Below are 17,230 nucleotides of genomic sequence, written 5' to 3' on the forward strand. Positions count from 1 at the left end.
CAGTTTCACGAATTTTTTGTGAAATAATTGTTTTGTTAAGGTTAATATTTTTATCCGATAGGAATAAGTGATATTCTGAGCATATAGGAGAATTTCAAAATACCATTCATTGCAGGGAAACCCTAGTTTATTTTTAGTGAAAAAGGGAAAAACAAGTTAGTAAGATATTTGCTTCATAATAATAAATATTAAATGGAGTTTATTATTGGAAAATTTGACTAGGAAATTTGGTACGCCTATAATGAGAGATGTTGATTATTGGTTCAGTGAGATTACATAGAACATTTCTCATTTATGATTATCATATTGGAGGGAATAAACATGGCAGAACGTTTAGTAGGAAAACAAGCACCACGTTTTGAAATGGATGCTGTAATGTCAAACAAGGAATTTGGGAAAGTAAGCTTAGAGGAAAACATGAAGAATGACAAATGGACAGTATTATTCTTCTATCCAATGGACTTCACCTTTGTATGTCCAACTGAAATCACAGCTCTCTCTGACCGCTATGATGAGTTTGAAGATCTAGATGCTGAAGTAATTGGAGTATCGACTGATACCATTCACACTCATTTAGCTTGGATCAAAACGGATCGCAAGGACAACGGATTAGGCGACTTGAACTATCCTTTAGCAGCTGATCATAACCATGTCGTTTCTCGTGACTATGGGGTTCTTATTGAAGAAGAAGGGATTGCTCTTCGCGGTCTTTTCATCATTAGCCCAGAGGGTGAATTAATGTATCAGGTTGTGAACCACAACAATATCGGACGTGACGTAGACGAAACACTACGAGTTCTACAAGCGCTTCAAACTGGCGGACTTTGCCCAGCGAACTGGAAGCCTGGACAAGCAACTTTAAACGTGTAATACCTCTTAATAAGAAATGAGGCCTAACAAATAGGGGGATTTTGAATGAAACTTCGTGAACCCATGCCAGAATTAGCAGGCGCTACTGAGTGGTTAAATGGACAGGTTACAAAGGAAGAGCTTGTTGGAACGAAACCAACCTTGATCCATTTTTGGTCCATCAGCTGTCATCTATGTAAAGAGGCCATGCCACAGGTGAATCAATTTCGGGATCAATACAAAGATAAATTAAATGTTGTCGCTGTTCATATGCCTCGCTCCGAGGATGATTTGAACCTTGAAGAAATAAAGAAGGTGGCTGCTAAGCACGAAATTACACAGCCGATTTTTGTAGATAGCGAGCATAAGCTAACAGAGGCATTCGAAAATCAATATGTACCTGCCTATTATGTATTTGACAAGGATGGAAAGCTCCGTCATTTTCAAGCTGGAGGTAGCGGAATGAAGATGCTTGAAAAGCGGGTTAACCGTGTATTAGATGAAATGGAAAAAAGTGAATAATATTGTCTAGATGAAAGAAACCAAGTTCGTAAACTGCGCTTGGTTTTTTTTTATATCGATGTTTCGGAATCAGATGTACTTTGTTCTAACATAATATGCTAAAATGAGAGCATCATTTTTACACGGGGGAATCTAGGTGAAAAAAGAATTTGCAGTAATTGGCTTAGGACGTTTCGGAGGTAGTATTGTTCGAGAGCTAGCAAAGCAAGGCTTAGAGGTAATGGCGATCGATAATAAAGAAGAACGAGTGAATGAATATTCGATGATTGCATCCCATGCTGTAATGGGTGATACGACAGATGAATCGGTCCTTAAGAGCCTAGGAATTCGCAACTTTGATCATGTGATTGTTGCCATTGGGGACGATATCCAGGCTAGTATTTTAACGACTCTCATTTTGAAAGAGTTAGGAGTACAAAATATAACCGTTAAGGCTCAGAATGATTATCATGAAAAGGTTCTTCTAAAAATAGGAGCAGACACCGTTGTCCATCCTGAAAGAGATATGGGAAGAAGGATCGCTCATAAATTGAATTCTAATAGTATACTAGATTACTTGGAACTATCTGATAAGCATAGCATTGTGGAGATTGTGGCAGGTGAGGGATTGGTTGGTCATACGATTATAGAGTTGGACATTCGCGCCAGATATGGAATTAATATTGTTGCCATTAAGAGAGGGGATGAAATTAATGTTTCTCCTCAAGCAAGCGAAATGATCCTCAAAAATGACATTTTGATCGTGATCGGAGCAGATTCTGATATTAATCGTTTTGAAAAAAAGCTCATGAGTATTTAAGCTTTCTTATGCAGGAAAAGCGCTCTTAACAAAGAAAAAACAAGCGAAATGCTTGTTTTTTCTTTGTTAGATAGTCATTAGCAAGGCGCTTGCGCTTTGCTTACACCTCCATAATGATCGGGAGGATCATCGGACGGCGTTTTGTTTTCTCATATAAGAATGGAGCTAAAGTATCTGTAATTTCATTCTTAATTTCTGACCACTGTGTTGTTCTTCTTTCCATCACTTTGTTCAAATGCTTAGATATGAGGGTCTGAGCATCGCTTATTAAATCGCCTGACTCACGCATATACACGAAGCCCCTTGAAATAATATCTGGGCCAGCAGCAATTTTGAAGTCCTTCATATTAATGCTAATCACGACGACGACCAAGCCTTCCTCAGACAGGATACGGCGGTCACGAAGGACGATATTTCCTATATCACCAACACCGCTGCCATCGATGTACACATTTCCAGAAGGTATTTTTCCTGCGATTTGCGCTGAGCTCTCACTAAGCGCTAAAACCTCTCCATTATCCATGATAAAACAGTTTTCCTCTTCAACACCGCAATCTGTAGCAAGCTTCATATGCATTCTTTGCATGCGGTATTCCCCGTGAATCGGCATGAAGAATTTTGGTTTAATGAGGCGAAGCATGAGCTTTTGCTCTTCTTGCCCGCCATGTCCGGAAGTATGAATGTCACTAAGCTTCCCGTGAATGACGTCCGCTCCAGCACGGAATAGCATATTAATCGTACGACTCACACTAATGGTATTCCCTGGGATAGGAGAGGAAGAGAATACAACAGTATCCCCAGGGATAATTTGGATTTGACGGTGAGTCCCGTTGGCAATCCGTGATAAGGCGGCCATTGGTTCGCCTTGACTTCCTGTGCACAGAATGGTTACTTGATTCGCTGGTAGGCGATTGATTGACTGGGCATCAATAAATGTATCCTTCGGAGCGCGAATATATCCTAAATCTTGACCGATATTAATGGCAGCCTCCATACTACGACCGAAGACAGCAATTTTTCTTCCGTTTGCGACAGCTGCTTCTGTGACCTGTTGCAGGCGATGAATGTTCGAGGCAAACGTGGCGAAGATAACACGGCCATCAACTTTTCGAAAAATATCATGGATGTTTTCTCCGACTTTTCGCTCTGACATTGTAAAATCAGGGACTTCACTGTTCGTGCTATCTGAAAGCAAGCACAGCACGCCTTCCTTGCCAATCTCAGCCATTTTTGTTAAATTTGCTGGCTCTCCAACAGGAGTGAAATCAAATTTGAAATCTCCAGTATGAACAATTTGTCCAGGAGGTGTTTTTACGACAATACCGTAGCTGTCAGGGATACTATGCGTAGTTCTAAAAAAAGTGACGGATGTTTTTCTGAACTTAATCACATCATCCTCTTGGATTTCATAGAGCTTCGCTTGTCTTAGTAATCCATGCTCTTCCAATTTATTTCTGATGAGGCCTAGAGCAAGCTTCCCACCATAGATAGGGATGTTCACTTCTCTTAATAAATAAGGAATCCCCCCAATATGGTCCTCGTGTCCGTGTGTTACGAACAGACCCTTAATTTTATCTTCGTTTTTTATTAAGTAGGTATAATCAGGAATCACGTAATCGATGCCAAGCAGTTCATCCTCTGGGAATTTAATACCAGCGTCAATTAAAATGATTTCATCCTGAAACTGAACACCGTATGTGTTCTTTCCGATCTCTCCCAAACCTCCAAGTGCGAACACAGCCGTTTGGTCGTTTTTAACAAATTTCATAAATTATTCAATCTCCAATACTTTATAATCTTCATTTTTTTGTTCATACTCTAAGAATTTACTTTCAACGGAAGTAATAAACTCGATATTATATGGGTAGTTTGCCAATTTTCGACGTACTTCTCTTTCCGATTCCCCTTTAACAAATAAGGTTTTTGTTTTTTCGCGGACAGGTATCTCTGTTTTGGATTCTTGATAAAAAACCTTGAAAATCATAAAAAACTCTCCTTTTCTGATATATGCTTTTTTTTATATTATTCGGTTGCAACTTGTCTAAGAAAAGCGACTTCCGATTGTGACTTTTTCTATTATATATAAAAAATACTTCTAATACATTCAAAAATAAGCAACAATATCCAATTTACTATAAAGAATGAGCCCTTCGCAAGCTTGAAGGGCTCTAAATAAACGATAAGAAAGCAATTTTTGAGTTGAAGTTCGGTCTAGCGTCGCTTTTCTTATGCTATTGATTTTTTTCGAAGCAATTCCTTCCACTGTTTAACAAGCTTTTTCTTAAGCTTCTTTAACATGGTGGATCATCTCCTCACTTCTAATTTTATACGATCCTCGTCCAAAGTAAAAGTAAAATTCACCTTTTCATATGGTTAATTTACACTTAGTATATGGAAGCACAGGCTTTATTCTCATGGATATTGATGGTATTTCATTCCTCATGAAAAGAAAAAATCAGGCATTTACTATATGCCTGATAAGAAAATATCTACTAGTTGTTGATTGGTTCAGCATTTTCAATTGGTTTAAATGGATGTTGTTTGTCTATATAATCATAGAACATAATCCCATTTAGGTGGTCGATTTCGTGTTGAATGACAATCGCAGGTATCCCCTTTAAACGAAGCTTGACCTCTTCACCTTCGAGTGTTGTAGCTGTGACCGTTACTCTTTTATATCTCGGAACATAGCCCGGAATGGATTCATCAACAGATAGACATCCTTCACCGTTGGATAAATAGGTCTTCTCAACGGAATGGCTAATAATTTTCGGATTGAAAAGTGCATAGCTATGAAGCTGGCCCTTTTCGTCAGTCACATGAATGGCAATCATTCGTTTCGATACATTTATTTGTGGGGCTGCAAGTCCGATTCCTGGACGTAGCCCTTTTTCCTTAGCAATTTCTGGGTTTTGACTAGCCTTAACATATTCTAGCAAATCTTTTAGAGTTTTTTTATCTTCATCTGATGCTGGAAGTGGCACTTCTTTTGCAATCAGACGTAAGGTAGGATGGCCGTCCCTTATAATATCTTCCATTGTTATCATTGCTTTCACTCCTGCTTTGTATCCATTTTCATTCATTTATTTTATCAGAAATCTACATGTCAGTACAGTTGAAGACAGGTTTATCCATTGTCATAATTTTTGCTAGATTTGAATAAAATAAAATATTCATGCATGAAACGATCTTCTTTAGTTGCTCCATGATCTATTGTCTTCTGATACAACAATAGATATAGTAGAATTGTGATATTAGGGGGGTTACGTATTGGTAAAGAGAACTATTTTATTTTTGCTACTAATTATCGGCTCAATCGTACTTGCTGGTTGCTTCAACAAATCATCGACGGTTGATAAAATCCATGAACTACTAGAGTCAGTAGTAGAATCAGAACAGACTTTTGAGAAACAACAAGATCCTTTAGTGGATTTAGAAAAACAGGAAAAGGAAATCTACGGCAAAATCATCACACTCGGGATGAAGGAATACGATCAAATTGTGTCACTTTCGAATGAGGCTTTGGGGATTGTAGACAAGCGCAAAGAACATATGCAAAAAGAAGAAGATAGCATTGAATCCTCAAAAAAGGAATTCGAAAAACTCAAGCCTTTGATTGAGGAGTTAAAGGATGCTAAATTAAAGAAAAAGGCAACAGAACTTCAGGACACGATGCTCAAAAGATATGAAGCGCATGATGTGTTGTATGAGAATTATACAAAGGGCTTAGAATATGATAAAGAGCTGTACCAAATGTTTCAGAAAAAAGATCTTTCCATCGACCAGCTTGAGGAGCAAATAAAGAAAATAAATGATACCTATAAGGTGGTTCTGGATTCAAACAAATCCTTTAATGAATTCACACAAAAATATAACGATATAAAATTTGATTTTTATAAAGTCGCTGGAATTGAAATAAAAGAGGATGACAAAAAGTAACGAAAAAGGAGAATCGACGTCAATGTCGGTTCTTCTTTTTTAGATAAAAACAGAGAGGAGACCTTTGTTAGAATTATTTTTAAATAATTATCTTTATTATAACAGGATCGAAGGATTGAAATTTTTTATAGAACAGTTATATGGAATTTGTAATACAGTTTTTGAAATTTAATTTACATTAAAAACTGTGATTAAGTTAAAAACTTGGTGCAGATTGATTGACGAGTGCATTTTCCTTGTTGTAAACTAAAAACGTGATATAAAAGTTGTATCAGTTTTTATGAAGAAACTAATAGTACAGCTAAACTTTCACCGGAGTGTTTTTTTTAACACAAATGTGGAAAACTACATTAGAAGTATGTTTATTTTCCAAATTTTTATTAAGGAACCAAACTTTTACTTAATGATATTTAGTATGAAAGGGTGACTTTAATTGGCTTCTAAAACAAAAAAAGTTGATGCAAAAAAGCAGCTTGAAGTTGTAGAAGAACAGTTTCAAACGATTCAGGTATTAAATGAGGAGGGTGAGGTCGTTAACGAATCGGCTATGCCTGATATCAGTGAAGAACAGCTTCAAGAATTGATGAAGCGCATGGTTTATACGAGAATTCTCGATCAACGCTCCATTTCTTTAAATAGACAGGGACGTTTAGGCTTCTATGCACCAACTGCTGGACAAGAGGCTTCCCAGCTTGCTTCTCATTTTGCTCTTGAAAAAGAGGATTTCATTCTTCCAGGTTACCGTGATGTGCCACAGATCATCTGGCATGGACTTCCACTTTCTCAGGCATTCTTATGGTCTAGAGGACATTTCAAAGGTGGAGATATCCCTGAGGGAGTAAATGTACTTCCACCGCAAATTATTATTGGTGCTCAGTATGTACAAGCGGCTGGTGTTGCTCTTGGAATGAAGAAGAGGGGTCAGAAGGCTGTTGCTGTTACATATACGGGTGACGGCGGAACATCACAAGGTGACTTCTATGAAGGAATTAACTTTGCTGGTGCTTATAAAGCTCCTGCGATCTTTATCGTTCAGAATAACCAATTTGCAATTTCAACCCCGCGTGAAAAGCAAACAGCAGCTAAGACTCTAGCACAAAAAGCCGTTGCAGCTGGAATTCCTGGAGTTCAAGTAGATGGTATGGATCCATTAGCAGTATATGCTGCAGTTAAAGATGCTCGTGAGCGTGCGCTTAATGGAGAAGGACCAACCTTGATTGAGACCATGACTTATCGCTATGGTCCACATACAATGGCTGGGGATGACCCAACTCGCTACCGTACTTCCGATTTGGATAATGAGTGGGAAAAGAAGGATCCACTTGTTCGATTCCGTAAGTTCCTAGAGAAAAAAGGTCTATGGAATGAAGAAATGGAAAACGAAACAATTGAAAAAGCAAAAGAAGATATAAAAGCTGCGATTAAAGAAGCAGATAATATTCCTAAGCAGAAGGTTACGGATTTAATTTCCATCATGCATGAGGAGCTCCCATATAACCTACAGGAGCAATATGAAATTTATCAAGAGAAGGAGTCGAAGTAAGCTATGGCGCAAATGACAATGATTCAAGCAATCACGGATGCGTTACGCACAGAATTACGAAATGATCCGAACGTATTAATTTTCGGAGAAGATGTTGGCGTAAACGGTGGTGTATTCCGTGCAACTGAAGGTCTTCAAGCAGAGTTCGGTGAGGACCGTGTATTTGATACGCCACTAGCTGAGTCAGGAATTGGTGGATTAGCAGTTGGGCTAAGCTTACAGGGCTTCCGTCCAGTACCAGAAATTCAATTCTTTGGTTTCGTCTATGAAGTAATGGACTCTATTTCTGGCCAATTAGCACGTATGCGTTACCGTTCTGGTGGGCGCTATAATGCACCTGTGACGATTCGTTCACCATTTGGTGGTGGTGTTCACACACCAGAGATGCATGCCGATAGCTTAGAAGGTTTAATGGCACAGCAACCAGGATTAAAGGTTGTTATTCCCTCAACTCCTTACGATGCGAAGGGCTTATTAATTTCTGCCATTCGCGATAATGACCCGGTTATTTTCCTTGAGCATATGAAACTATACCGTTCCTTCCGCCAAGAGGTACCTGAAGGCGAGTACACGATTCCTCTTGGAAAAGCAGAAGTGAAGCGTGAAGGTTCTGATTTATCGATCATCACTTACGGTGCTATGGTCCATGAATCACTGAAAGCAGCCGAAGAATTAGAAAAAGAAGGATTCTCTGTTGAGGTTGTTGATTTACGTACTGTGAGTCCGCTTGATATTGAAACGATCATTGCTTCTGTTGAAAAAACGGGCCGTGCGGTTGTTGTTCAAGAAGCACAAAAACAAGCAGGAGTAGCAGCGAATGTTGTTGCCGAAATTAACGATCGTGCAATTCTAAGTTTAGAAGCACCAGTATTGCGTGTAACAGCTCCAGATACTGTTTTTGCATTCCCACAAGCAGAATCTGTGTGGCTTCCTAATTTTAAAGATATTATTGAGACGAGTAAGAAAGTACTTAATTTCTAAGAATACCATTCAAAATCGATCGGATAAGGGAAATGGTTTTTCCATTTGCCCTTAAACTTGATCGGACATTTGACAACATGAACAATATAGGAGGATGAATCAATGGCATTCCAATTTAGATTGCCTGATATTGGTGAGGGTATCCATGAAGGCGAAATCGTTAAATGGTTTGTAAAACCAGGGGACAAGGTTCAAGAAGATGATGTTTTATGTGAAGTTCAAAACGATAAAGCTGTTGTCGAAATCCCTTCACCAGTTGAAGGATCAGTAATCGAGGTTCTAGTTTCTGAAGGTACGGTTGCAACCGTTGGACAAGTGCTTATTACGTTTGATGCACCGGGTTATGAGGACCTGAAGTTCAAAGGAGACGAAGGTGAAGAGACTCCACAGGCTGCTGAAGAAGCGCCACAAGCAGAATCAGTGGAAAATGCAGCTACCCCTGCAGCGGAAGCGGTAGATCCAAATCGTCGTATTATTGCGATGCCTTCTGTTCGTAAGTATGCGCGTGATAAAGGGATCGATATTCATCAGGTTCAAGGCTCGGGCAATAATGGCCGCATCTTAAAAGAGGATATCGATGCCTTCTTAAGTGGAGGAAATGTTGCTCAACAACAAGAGGCCCCTGCTGCTGTCGCAGAGACAAAAGCCGAGGAGACAAAGCCAGCTGCTGCAGCAATCCCAGCAGGACAATATCCTGAAACTCGTGAGAAGATGAGTGGAATTAGAAAAGCGATTGCGAAGGCAATGGTGAACTCCAAGCATACAGCTCCACATGTTACTTTAATGGATGAAGTGGATGTAACCAAGCTTGTTGCTAGCCGTAAGAAATACAAGGAAGTTGCTGCAAGTAAGGGAATTAAACTTACATTCCTTCCATATGTTGTGAAGGCTCTAACAAGTGCATTACGTGAATATCCAGTGTTCAACACATCACTAGATGACGCAACAAATGAAATTATTCATAAGCATTATTACAATATTGGAATTGCAGCAGATACGGATAGAGGCTTACTAGTTCCTGTTGTAAAGGATGCTGACCGCAAATCTATTTTTGCCATTTCTCAGGAAATTAATGAACTTGCTGCAAAAGCACGTGATGGAAAATTAGCTCCAGATGAAATGAAGGGCGCATCTTGTACGATTTCTAATATTGGTTCCGCAGGTGGCCAGTGGTTCACACCAGTTATTAATCACCCTGAGGTAGCTATCCTTGGAATCGGCCGCATTGCAGAAAAGCCAATCGTTAAAGATGGTGAAATTGTAGCCGCTCCAGTCCTTGCTGTTTCACTAAGCTTTGATCATCGAATGATCGATGGTGCGACTGCTCAAAATGCATTAAATCACATCAAGCGCTTATTAAATGACCCAGAATTAATGCTAATGGAGGCGTAATAAATGGTAGTTGGAGATTTTCCTATTGAGACAGATACAATTGTAATTGGAGCAGGTCCTGGGGGATATGTGGCAGCCATTCGTGCCGCACAATTAGGACAAAAGGTAACCATTGTTGAAAAAGGAACTTTAGGTGGAGTTTGTCTAAATGTTGGATGTATTCCCTCTAAGGCACTAATCGCTGCCGGACACCGTTATGAAACTGCAAAAGAATCAGCTGCGATGGGAATCACGGCTGAGAATGTGAAAGTCGACTTTTCGAAGGTTCAAGAATGGAAGGGCAGCGTAGTTAAGAAATTAACTGGCGGTGTAGAAGGATTATTAAAAGGAAATAAAGTGGATATTGTTAGTGGTGAAGCATATTTCGTCGATGCAAACACATTGCGTGTAATGACGGAAAGCTCAGCACAAACCTATACCTTTAAGAATGCAATTATTGCTACAGGTTCTCGTCCAATCGAGCTACCAACCTTTAAATATTCTAACCGTGTGATTAACTCAACTGGTGCCTTAAGCTTACCGGAAATTCCTAAGAAACTAGTCATTATTGGTGGCGGTGTAATCGGGGTTGAGCTAGGTACAGCTTATGCTAACTTTGGAACTGAAGTAACCATTCTTGAAGGTAGCGCAGAGCTTTTTGCTGGTGCGTTTGAAAAGCAAATGTCTTCCCTTGTTTCACGTAACCTGAAGAAAAAAGGTGCAGAAATCGTAACAAATGCAATGGCAAAAGGTGTCGTAGAGAAAGAAGACGGCGTCGTTGTTACGTATGAAGCAAAAGGTGAGGAGAAATCTATCGAGGCAGACTATGTTCTTGTTACGGTTGGTCGTCGTCCTAACACAGATGAAATGGGTCTTGAACAGGCTGGTATTGAGCTTTCAGATCGCGGTCTAATTGCGATTGATAAGCAATGCCGGACAAATGTCCCTAATATTTATGCGATTGGGGATATCGTTGCAGGTCCACAGTTAGCACATAAAGCCTCTTATGAAGGAAAAATTGCTGCTGAAGCCATTTCTGGACATAATTCACAAATTGATTATATTGGAATTCCAGCAGTTGTTTTCTCTGATCCAGAGCTTGCATCAGTTGGCTACACAGAAGCTCAAGCAAAAGAAGAGGGAATCGAAGTTGCAGCTGCGAAATTCCCATTTGCAGCCAATGGACGTGCTTTGTCATTAAATAGCACAGATGGCTTCTTAAAGCTTGTTACTCGCAAAGAGGATGGATTAGTTATTGGTGCACAAATTGCCGGACCAAGCGCTTCAGACATGATTGCTGAATTAGGCCTAGCGATTGAAGCAGGCATGACTGCAGAGGATTTAGCCTTAACCATTCATGCTCATCCAACTCTTGGAGAAATTACAATGGAAGCAGCAGAGGTTGCTCTTGGCAGCCCAATTCATATCGTAAAATAAACAAACAAAAGTCCTTTCTCGCACAAATGAGAGAGGACTTTTGTTTTTCTCTAGTATAGTTAAAAGCGGTCCTAATTTGATAGAGCAGCCGTTATAGGTTGAATGATATCCTCTTTTGTATTCTCACCATCAACCTTAGCCACAATCTTCTCATTGTAAACGACAATGAGAGCTGGGCAATCCGTTCCTTTAAGTACAGATAAATGCTCCCCTGCTTTATTGGGAGACATCGTCTTCATATTTCGAAATTCCTCTGGAAACTGTTGTCTCAGTTCAATAATGGCATCATAATATGGAGCTTCAATTTGAAGATCCGCTGTCTTAGATTCATTGGATAAAAATACAACTTGTTTTATGTTCCTCTCAAACTGAAGATTTGCATCCTCTGAATGCTGGCAAGCCGTTACAAGAGACAGAATTATCATGATAACCGGTAAGACTCTCATCTTATAGCCTCACTTTTCATATATTACTACCGAGAACCATTACTTTCTATCTTATCATAGAGAATTTTTTAAACATTCAATGTCACCTAAATGTTACACAAATGAAAAATATCAACCTTCTTTTTATCATAGAATGAATTAATCTTTAAATTAGGTGGTTGCTCGATGAAGAATTATATTGTTTTGGTAATTCAGTTAATGATATGGAGTGGTTATACGCTTATTGAATGGCTATCGAAGCATGACCAGGGCTTATATAATTTTCTCATGTTTTGCGTATTTCTCTATATTGCGATCATTTCAGCAAATACTATAGTCCGCTCTTTAAGAAAAACGTTCATTCTCACCTTGTCAAGCCTAGTTATTTATACATTTATTCATACCATTTTAAATTTTATCTAGTCGATGGCTATTATTTTCTAATACAATAGAGGAGATAACTAGCTGAATATGTAGGAGTGACTAGATTGAAAAAATTGCTTATCGTCTTATCTCTAATTGCACTAATGGCTGGCTGCAGCAACATACAGTCCAAGGAAGAGAAAAAGGAAAAGACAAGTGAGCCTGCCAGTAAGGTTCAAGAACAACAGGTGGTCAAGGATGATGAAACGAAGCAGGAGGCTGAGACCGTCGTTACGGAAGTTACAAAGATAGAACCACTTTATGAAATCAATCAAAAAAATTGGTCTGTGGTACCGATTGGAGACGCAGATGCGCATATTGTCTTGCTAACGGTTGATGATGCGCCTGATAAGCATGCTTTAGAAATGGCCCATACCCTGAGCGGGTTAGGAGTGAAAGCAATTTTCTTCGTCAATGGCCATTTTCTTGATACAGAGGAAGAGGCCAATGTTTTAAAGGAAATTCATAATCTAGGGTTTCCAATCGGAAATCACACCTATTCACATCGTAATTTAAAGGACTTAAATGAAGAGGAGCAAATCCAAGAGATTATATCTGTAAATGATCGAGTTGAAGAAATAATTGGTGAAAGGCCAAAATTCTTTCGAGCACCTTTTGGGGTGAATACAGATGTCTCAAGAAAGGTTGTCGCTGATGAGAAAATGATTTTGATGAATTGGACCTATGGCTATGATTGGGAGAAGGATTATCAATCCAAGGAAGCATTAGCGGATATTATGGTTAATACCCCCTTTCTCAAAAATGGTGCCAATTTACTTATGCACGATCGGGCTTGGACAAATGAAGCTCTTGCAGATATCGTAAAAGGAATTCAAGCAAAAGGATTTGAAATGGTGGATCCGAATCTTATTAGAACAATAGAATAAATAAGCGAAAAGGACAGCTTTGCCGTCCTTTTCGTTTATTTCCTTGGATAATAGTACATGATTCTGCCATTGAAAAGATGAAGCTCTCCTTTAAGCTTCTTGGCAAGGAACTTGCAGAATTCATTTGCTTTCCCTTTATCCCCAAATGTTGAGGTCTCTGGAAGGGTAATCTGAATGTAGGCCTGCTCGCGTTCTGTTCCATCGTCATCGGTGAGTTTTTCTTTATCAACACCGAGTAGAATGATATTGTAGTTATTTTCGTGGGACTTTAAATAGAACCATTTTCCCTTTCCCTCTGGTTTTTCGATAATTTCATAAGGAAAGGATGCTTCCTTGTACTCCCAATCTACCTGCATGCCTGTTTTACCTGTAATGTCTTTATAATAATGGAATAGCTCTATCACATCTTCTGTGGTAACGCTTTCCTTTTCCGATTCAGGAACGAGTTTTATGTAAGCATTGCTTGGCATTGAAACTTCCCCCATTTCTAACATACTTTTGCAAAATAACCCACCTTTGTTTCTATTCTATTCTATCAAAGTTTTAAAAGAAGTGACAACAATCAGAGTGAAAAATCCACTTTGCATAAATAAGTAGCATAAATGAGGACTTTTTCTCGAAGATTAGGTTATGGCAATTATATGACATATTAATGAAAGTCATTGAATAATATGTCGAAATAAATTATAATAAAATTCTAAAAATTAAAATAAAAAGGAGGCTCCATATGGATCTATTTGAAAAATTATATGATGAGGAAGAAAAGTCAAAGGTTCGCTTTGTGGGATTTACAACTGAGTCCACCCGCTATGATTTTGGCATTGTTTACACAAGTTTGTTTTTTGGCAAACCTCTTGTCATTTGTATGCAAACTGGCCGCTCTACACTCCTCGACCCAAAAGACCTCGAAGATATCGAGTATATCCAATCTGCTTTTCGGATTCAAGACGAGCAGCAAGCCATTGATTTAATTGAATTCTTCAAAACTGCTTTGCCAATTCTGCCCTTTGAACCTCAGTATGAATAAAAGGAAGTGGACAAAAGAAGAGCATACTCATTAGAGTATGCTCGTTATTATTATGCGATAAGATTATTTTTCTTCGTTTGTTGGGTGGCAGCAGCTGCATTTTGCGTAAAGAACTGTTACCTTTTCATCTTCATAATGATCAATTGTTGACTCACATGTTTGGCAAACGATTGTACCCATCTTTCATTTCTCCTTTGTGTTAGGTTATCTTGCATGATGACTTGAAAGCGTTTAATAATCTTTAATTACATAATAATATAACATTATTCGAAAATCAAGCATAAATTGTATAACACATTTGGTTTTTTTCTCGTAAAGGTATGACCAACTCATCCCAATCCGCAAACAAAAAATCGGCCATAGCGGCCGATTTTTATCTAATTGCTTTATATTCTTTGATGACACGGAGCATTCTTGCATCGAAATTTTCCGGTCCTTGTACAGGTAATCCAGCTTCAATATTTTTCTTAATGTAGAGGAGATTTTCTTTTGTGACGATTTCCCCTGGGATAAAAATAGGGATCCCTGGCGGGTACACCATAATAAACTCCGCAATAATCCTTCCTTCAGACTCATCAAAAGGGACCAGCTCAGTCTCCGCATAAAAAGCATCCCTTGGTGTTAGAGCGAGCAAGGGGATCTCTGGCAAGAGAACCTTTGTTTGTGCTTGCTCTTTCTTTTCGGTCCGCATTTTTGAGAGATCTCTGAGAGCTTCTAATAAGATATCCGCCTCTTTATGTGTGTCTCCTGGTGTGATGATGCACAGAATATTATATAAATCAGATAGTTCAACCTCAATATTGTACATTCCTCTTAACCATTTTTCGACTTCGTATCCAGTTAGACCAAGCTCCTTCACGGAGATGATTAATTTAGTCGGATCGTAATCATAGGCAGCCTCTGTTTCAAGGATTTCTTCACCGACACAGTACAAATAATCGATCTGATTGATTTCTCTTCTCATATTCTGAGCAAGCTCAATTGTTCGCTCAATTAATTCATGACCTTTTGTTGCAAGCTGCTTCCTTGCTACATCAAGAGATGCAAGCAGGAGGTAGGAGGTTGAAGTCGTTGTAAGCATGCTCAGAATGGACTGAACTCTTTTTGGAGAGACAAGCCCTTCCTTGACATTTAGGATCGAGCTTTGTGTCATAGAGCCTCCGAGCTTGTGAACACTCGTAGCAGCCATGTCTGCGCCCGCCTGCATCGCAGATAACGGCAGGCTATCGTGAAAATGGATATGAACACCATGTGCCTCATCGACTAAGACGGGGACATGATAAGAATGAGCGATTTCTACGATTTTTTTGAGATCAGCGGATATGCCGAAATAGGTTGGGTTAATCACCAGGAGTCCTTTAGCATCTGGATTCTGACTTAATGCCTTCTCCACCGCATGTGTTGTAATGCCATGGGAGATTCCAAGCTCTACATCAACCTCTGGATGGATAAAAACAGGAATAGCTCCAGAGAAAATAATCGCAGACATAACCGACTTATGAACGTTGCGTGGAACGATAATTTTATCTCCGGGTCCACACACGGCCATAACCATTGTCATAATAGCACCGCTTGTTCCTTGGACAGAAAAAAATGTATGGTCAGCCCCAAAGGCCTCTGCAGCCAAATCCTGTGCCTGCTTAATGATTCCTTTCGGAGCGTGCAAATCATCCAATGGACCAATGTTTATCAGATCAATTGATAAAGCATTGCCCCCAACAAAATCTCTGAAATCCGAATCCATTCCTGCCCCTTTTTTATGTCCTGGAATGTGAAATTGGATCGGATTTTTTTTTGCATGTTCAACAAGTCCGCTAAAGAGCGGCGTTTCTAATTGCGACAAATTCTCCTAACACCTCTTTACAAGATAATTTTGTTCATATAAAGTAGCATAAAACAAAAGAATTATAGCACTATTCATTTTCTCTGCATAGATATAGAATTTAGACTTCAAGATTAGTTTTTGAAGGTAAGAGGAAAATACACATGAAAAGTGCAAAATAATCAATTAAGCAGGTGAAAAAATGGAATATCAATACCCAATTGACTATCATTGGACGACAGAGGAAATCGTGGATGTCGTACATTTTTTTGAAAAGGTGGAAGCAGCCTACGAAAAAGGCATCGATCGCGAAGTCTTAATGAGCGCTTATCGCCGCTTTAAAGAAATTGTTCCGAGCAAAGCAGAGGAAAAAAAGCTTGATCATGAATTTGAGGAAACCAGTGGCTATTCGATCTACAGAGTCATGAAAAAAGCGAAGGATGCCGATGCCAATACGAAAATAAGAATGTAAAAGCCCTCTGCCTAGAGGGTTTTTACATTCTTATTGGCATTAAACGTTTAAGCAAGCTTATATAAGGGTAGTAATTGTTTAAATACACGATCTACTGTAGCCATAAATTCTTCAGCGGACATGGTCACAGCCTTTTCTCTTGGAATGTGGTATCCGCAGAGGATTTCTGCCTTCTTGACCGATTGTAGCCGCTCAAAAAGTGACTGTAATTCTTCCTTGGACATTTGACTATGCAAATGAGCATCGGGCTTCATGTGATCACCAGACCAAACAAAATCAGGATTTGTTGATTGATAGATGAAATCAAGCTCTGCCGCTAATTTCTTCCCCAATTCCACCTTATTCGTCGCCTCGTAAATCATCGCAAACCAAATAAAGACATGAGTCTCCCAGAGCCCAATTTGGAAGTGCGGCAGCATTTTATACCCTCTTGGATTGCTAGAAAAGGCAACCCATGTATCATTTGGAGGGTTAACCGTTCTTCTTGCGTGTTTCGCAACATGAGCAAACATTTCCATGCCGGTTAATGAAGACAATGTTGGAGCGAAATGTTCGCCTAATGCTTCAAGCTTTGGTCGAATATTTGCCTTCAATGCATCCATTCTACTTTCGAACCCATCTATTTTAAATACATTAAAATCCGTATTCGTAAAGCCTACAAAAGTCATTCTAATCCTCCTTATCCCTTTGTCAAATATTGTAGCATATACAGGAAAAAACGGAAAACATACCG

At 39.2% G+C, this 17,230-nt stretch carries 19 protein-coding genes; 11 read left to right on the forward strand and 8 right to left on the reverse strand.

The genetic code is table 11. The features are described from left to right. Window positions 1-321: 321 nt before the first annotated feature. From J2S07_RS10595 to J2S07_RS10605, 3 genes are all read left to right on the forward strand, one after another. Window positions 322-870: a peroxiredoxin gene (locus tag J2S07_RS10595; protein ID WP_307150370.1), complete on the forward strand. Its 549-nt coding sequence runs from the start codon at window positions 322-324 to the stop codon at window positions 868-870. A gap of 45 nt (window positions 871-915) precedes the next feature. Further along, window positions 916-1,371, forward strand: coding sequence for a TlpA family protein disulfide reductase (locus tag J2S07_RS10600; RefSeq protein ID WP_307150371.1), 456 nt, complete (start codon window positions 916-918; stop codon window positions 1,369-1,371). A 136-nt stretch (window positions 1,372-1,507) separates the two neighbouring features. After that, on the forward strand, window positions 1,508-2,170 hold the full coding sequence (locus J2S07_RS10605; protein WP_307150372.1) for a potassium channel family protein: 663 nt from the start codon (window positions 1,508-1,510) through the stop codon (window positions 2,168-2,170). Between the two features lie 100 nt (window positions 2,171-2,270). On the opposite strand, the gene rnjA is transcribed toward J2S07_RS10605, so the two are convergent. The 3 genes from rnjA to def all read right to left on the reverse strand — a co-directional run bounded on the left by rnjA (window position 2,271) and on the right by def (window position 5,217). Further along, window positions 2,271-3,938, reverse strand: a complete 1,668-nt coding sequence (gene rnjA, locus J2S07_RS10610; RefSeq protein WP_307150373.1) for a ribonuclease J1 — start codon at window positions 3,936-3,938, stop codon at window positions 2,271-2,273. A gap of 3 nt (window positions 3,939-3,941) precedes the next feature. Beyond that, window positions 3,942-4,154 carry a DNA-dependent RNA polymerase subunit epsilon gene (locus J2S07_RS10615; protein ID WP_307150374.1) on the reverse strand — a complete coding sequence of 71 codons (213 nt, stop codon included), beginning with the start codon at window positions 4,152-4,154 and terminating at the stop codon, window positions 3,942-3,944. Between the two features lie 508 nt (window positions 4,155-4,662). After that, window positions 4,663-5,217 (reverse strand): peptide deformylase, encoded by a 555-nt coding sequence (gene def, locus J2S07_RS10620; protein ID WP_307150375.1) that lies wholly within the window; start codon window positions 5,215-5,217, stop codon window positions 4,663-4,665. 223 nt (window positions 5,218-5,440) lie between these two features. Between def and J2S07_RS10625 the strand changes: the two genes are divergently transcribed. From J2S07_RS10625 to lpdA, 5 genes are all read left to right on the forward strand, one after another. Further along, the gene (locus J2S07_RS10625; protein ID WP_307150376.1) at window positions 5,441-6,109 is read left to right on the forward strand and encodes a YkyA family protein; all 669 of its coding nucleotides are present in this window, start codon (window positions 5,441-5,443) and stop codon (window positions 6,107-6,109) included. A 433-nt stretch (window positions 6,110-6,542) separates the two neighbouring features. Next, window positions 6,543-7,652, forward strand: coding sequence for a pyruvate dehydrogenase (acetyl-transferring) E1 component subunit alpha (pdhA, locus tag J2S07_RS10630; RefSeq protein ID WP_307150377.1), 1,110 nt, complete (start codon window positions 6,543-6,545; stop codon window positions 7,650-7,652). A gap of 3 nt (window positions 7,653-7,655) precedes the next feature. Next, window positions 7,656-8,633 (forward strand): alpha-ketoacid dehydrogenase subunit beta, encoded by a 978-nt coding sequence (locus J2S07_RS10635; RefSeq protein ID WP_307150378.1) that lies wholly within the window; start codon window positions 7,656-7,658, stop codon window positions 8,631-8,633. A 102-nt stretch (window positions 8,634-8,735) separates the two neighbouring features. Beyond that, complete coding sequence (locus tag J2S07_RS10640; RefSeq protein ID WP_307150379.1) at window positions 8,736-10,025, forward strand: dihydrolipoamide acetyltransferase family protein; 1,290 nt, start codon at window positions 8,736-8,738, stop codon at window positions 10,023-10,025. Between the two features lie 3 nt (window positions 10,026-10,028). Continuing rightward, window positions 10,029-11,441 (forward strand): dihydrolipoyl dehydrogenase, encoded by a 1,413-nt coding sequence (lpdA, locus tag J2S07_RS10645; RefSeq protein ID WP_307150380.1) that lies wholly within the window; start codon window positions 10,029-10,031, stop codon window positions 11,439-11,441. 71 nt (window positions 11,442-11,512) lie between these two features. Here the strand turns inward: lpdA and J2S07_RS10650 are convergent, their stop codons facing one another. Next, the gene (locus tag J2S07_RS10650; protein ID WP_307150381.1) at window positions 11,513-11,887 is read right to left on the reverse strand and encodes a small peptidoglycan-associated lipoprotein; all 375 of its coding nucleotides are present in this window, start codon (window positions 11,885-11,887) and stop codon (window positions 11,513-11,515) included. A 467-nt stretch (window positions 11,888-12,354) separates the two neighbouring features. Between J2S07_RS10650 and J2S07_RS10655 the strand changes: the two genes are divergently transcribed. Beyond that, window positions 12,355-13,176 carry a polysaccharide deacetylase family protein gene (locus J2S07_RS10655; protein WP_307150382.1) on the forward strand — a complete coding sequence of 274 codons (822 nt, stop codon included), beginning with the start codon at window positions 12,355-12,357 and terminating at the stop codon, window positions 13,174-13,176. A gap of 35 nt (window positions 13,177-13,211) precedes the next feature. Here J2S07_RS10655 and J2S07_RS10660 read toward each other — a convergent pair whose 3' ends face one another. Further along, window positions 13,212-13,646, reverse strand: coding sequence for a DUF1885 family protein (locus tag J2S07_RS10660; protein WP_307150383.1), 435 nt, complete (start codon window positions 13,644-13,646; stop codon window positions 13,212-13,214). Window positions 13,647-13,903: 257 nt separating this feature from the next. Here J2S07_RS10660 and J2S07_RS10665 point away from each other — a divergent pair, with 257 nt between their 5' ends. After that, a complete protein-coding gene (locus J2S07_RS10665; RefSeq protein ID WP_307150384.1) occupies window positions 13,904-14,203 on the forward strand; it encodes a DUF3055 domain-containing protein in 300 nt (99 codons plus the stop codon). A gap of 63 nt (window positions 14,204-14,266) precedes the next feature. On the opposite strand, the gene J2S07_RS10670 is transcribed toward J2S07_RS10665, so the two are convergent. Beyond that, a complete protein-coding gene (locus J2S07_RS10670) occupies window positions 14,267-14,383 on the reverse strand; it encodes a GapA-binding peptide SR1P (protein ID WP_307150385.1) in 117 nt (38 codons plus the stop codon). A 193-nt stretch (window positions 14,384-14,576) separates the two neighbouring features. Further along, entirely contained in the window at window positions 14,577-16,046 is a 1,470-nt protein-coding gene (locus tag J2S07_RS10675) for an aminotransferase class I/II-fold pyridoxal phosphate-dependent enzyme (protein ID WP_307150386.1), read from the reverse strand. Window positions 16,047-16,227: 181 nt separating this feature from the next. On the opposite strand from J2S07_RS10675, the gene J2S07_RS10680 reads away from it, so the two are divergent. Beyond that, the gene (locus tag J2S07_RS10680; protein ID WP_307150387.1) at window positions 16,228-16,497 is read left to right on the forward strand and encodes a UPF0223 family protein; all 270 of its coding nucleotides are present in this window, start codon (window positions 16,228-16,230) and stop codon (window positions 16,495-16,497) included. Between the two features lie 47 nt (window positions 16,498-16,544). On the opposite strand, the gene J2S07_RS10685 is transcribed toward J2S07_RS10680, so the two are convergent. Continuing rightward, complete coding sequence (locus tag J2S07_RS10685) at window positions 16,545-17,165, reverse strand: YktB family protein (protein ID WP_307150388.1); 621 nt, start codon at window positions 17,163-17,165, stop codon at window positions 16,545-16,547. Between the last annotated feature and the right edge of the window lie 65 nt (window positions 17,166-17,230).

Source organism: Anoxybacillus andreesenii (assembly GCF_030813005.1).
Classification (GTDB): Bacteria; Bacillota; Bacilli; order Bacillales; family Cytobacillaceae; genus Robertmurraya; species Robertmurraya andreesenii.

Coding starts and splice junctions, on each gene's coding strand:
- J2S07_RS10665 (WP_307150384.1), top strand. CDS start 13,904: ATGGATCTATTTGAAAAATTATATGATGAGGAAGAAAAGTCAAAGGTT.
- J2S07_RS10660 (WP_307150383.1), bottom strand. CDS start 13,646: ATGCCAAGCAATGCTTACATAAAACTCGTTCCTGAATCGGAAAAGGAA.
- J2S07_RS10595 (WP_307150370.1), top strand. CDS start 322: ATGGCAGAACGTTTAGTAGGAAAACAAGCACCACGTTTTGAAATGGAT.
- J2S07_RS10685 (WP_307150388.1), bottom strand. CDS start 17,165: ATGACTTTTGTAGGCTTTACGAATACGGATTTTAATGTATTTAAAATA.
- J2S07_RS10650 (WP_307150381.1), bottom strand. CDS start 11,887: ATGAGAGTCTTACCGGTTATCATGATAATTCTGTCTCTTGTAACGGCT.
- J2S07_RS10615 (WP_307150374.1), bottom strand. CDS start 4,154: ATGATTTTCAAGGTTTTTTATCAAGAATCCAAAACAGAGATACCTGTC.
- J2S07_RS10635 (WP_307150378.1), top strand. CDS start 7,656: ATGGCGCAAATGACAATGATTCAAGCAATCACGGATGCGTTACGCACA.
- lpdA (WP_307150380.1), top strand. CDS start 10,029: ATGGTAGTTGGAGATTTTCCTATTGAGACAGATACAATTGTAATTGGA.
- J2S07_RS10640 (WP_307150379.1), top strand. CDS start 8,736: ATGGCATTCCAATTTAGATTGCCTGATATTGGTGAGGGTATCCATGAA.
- rnjA (WP_307150373.1), bottom strand. CDS start 3,938: ATGAAATTTGTTAAAAACGACCAAACGGCTGTGTTCGCACTTGGAGGT.
- def (WP_307150375.1), bottom strand. CDS start 5,217: ATGATAACAATGGAAGATATTATAAGGGACGGCCATCCTACCTTACGT.
- J2S07_RS10600 (WP_307150371.1), top strand. CDS start 916: ATGAAACTTCGTGAACCCATGCCAGAATTAGCAGGCGCTACTGAGTGG.
- J2S07_RS10680 (WP_307150387.1), top strand. CDS start 16,228: ATGGAATATCAATACCCAATTGACTATCATTGGACGACAGAGGAAATC.
- J2S07_RS10670 (WP_307150385.1), bottom strand. CDS start 14,383: ATGGGTACAATCGTTTGCCAAACATGTGAGTCAACAATTGATCATTAT.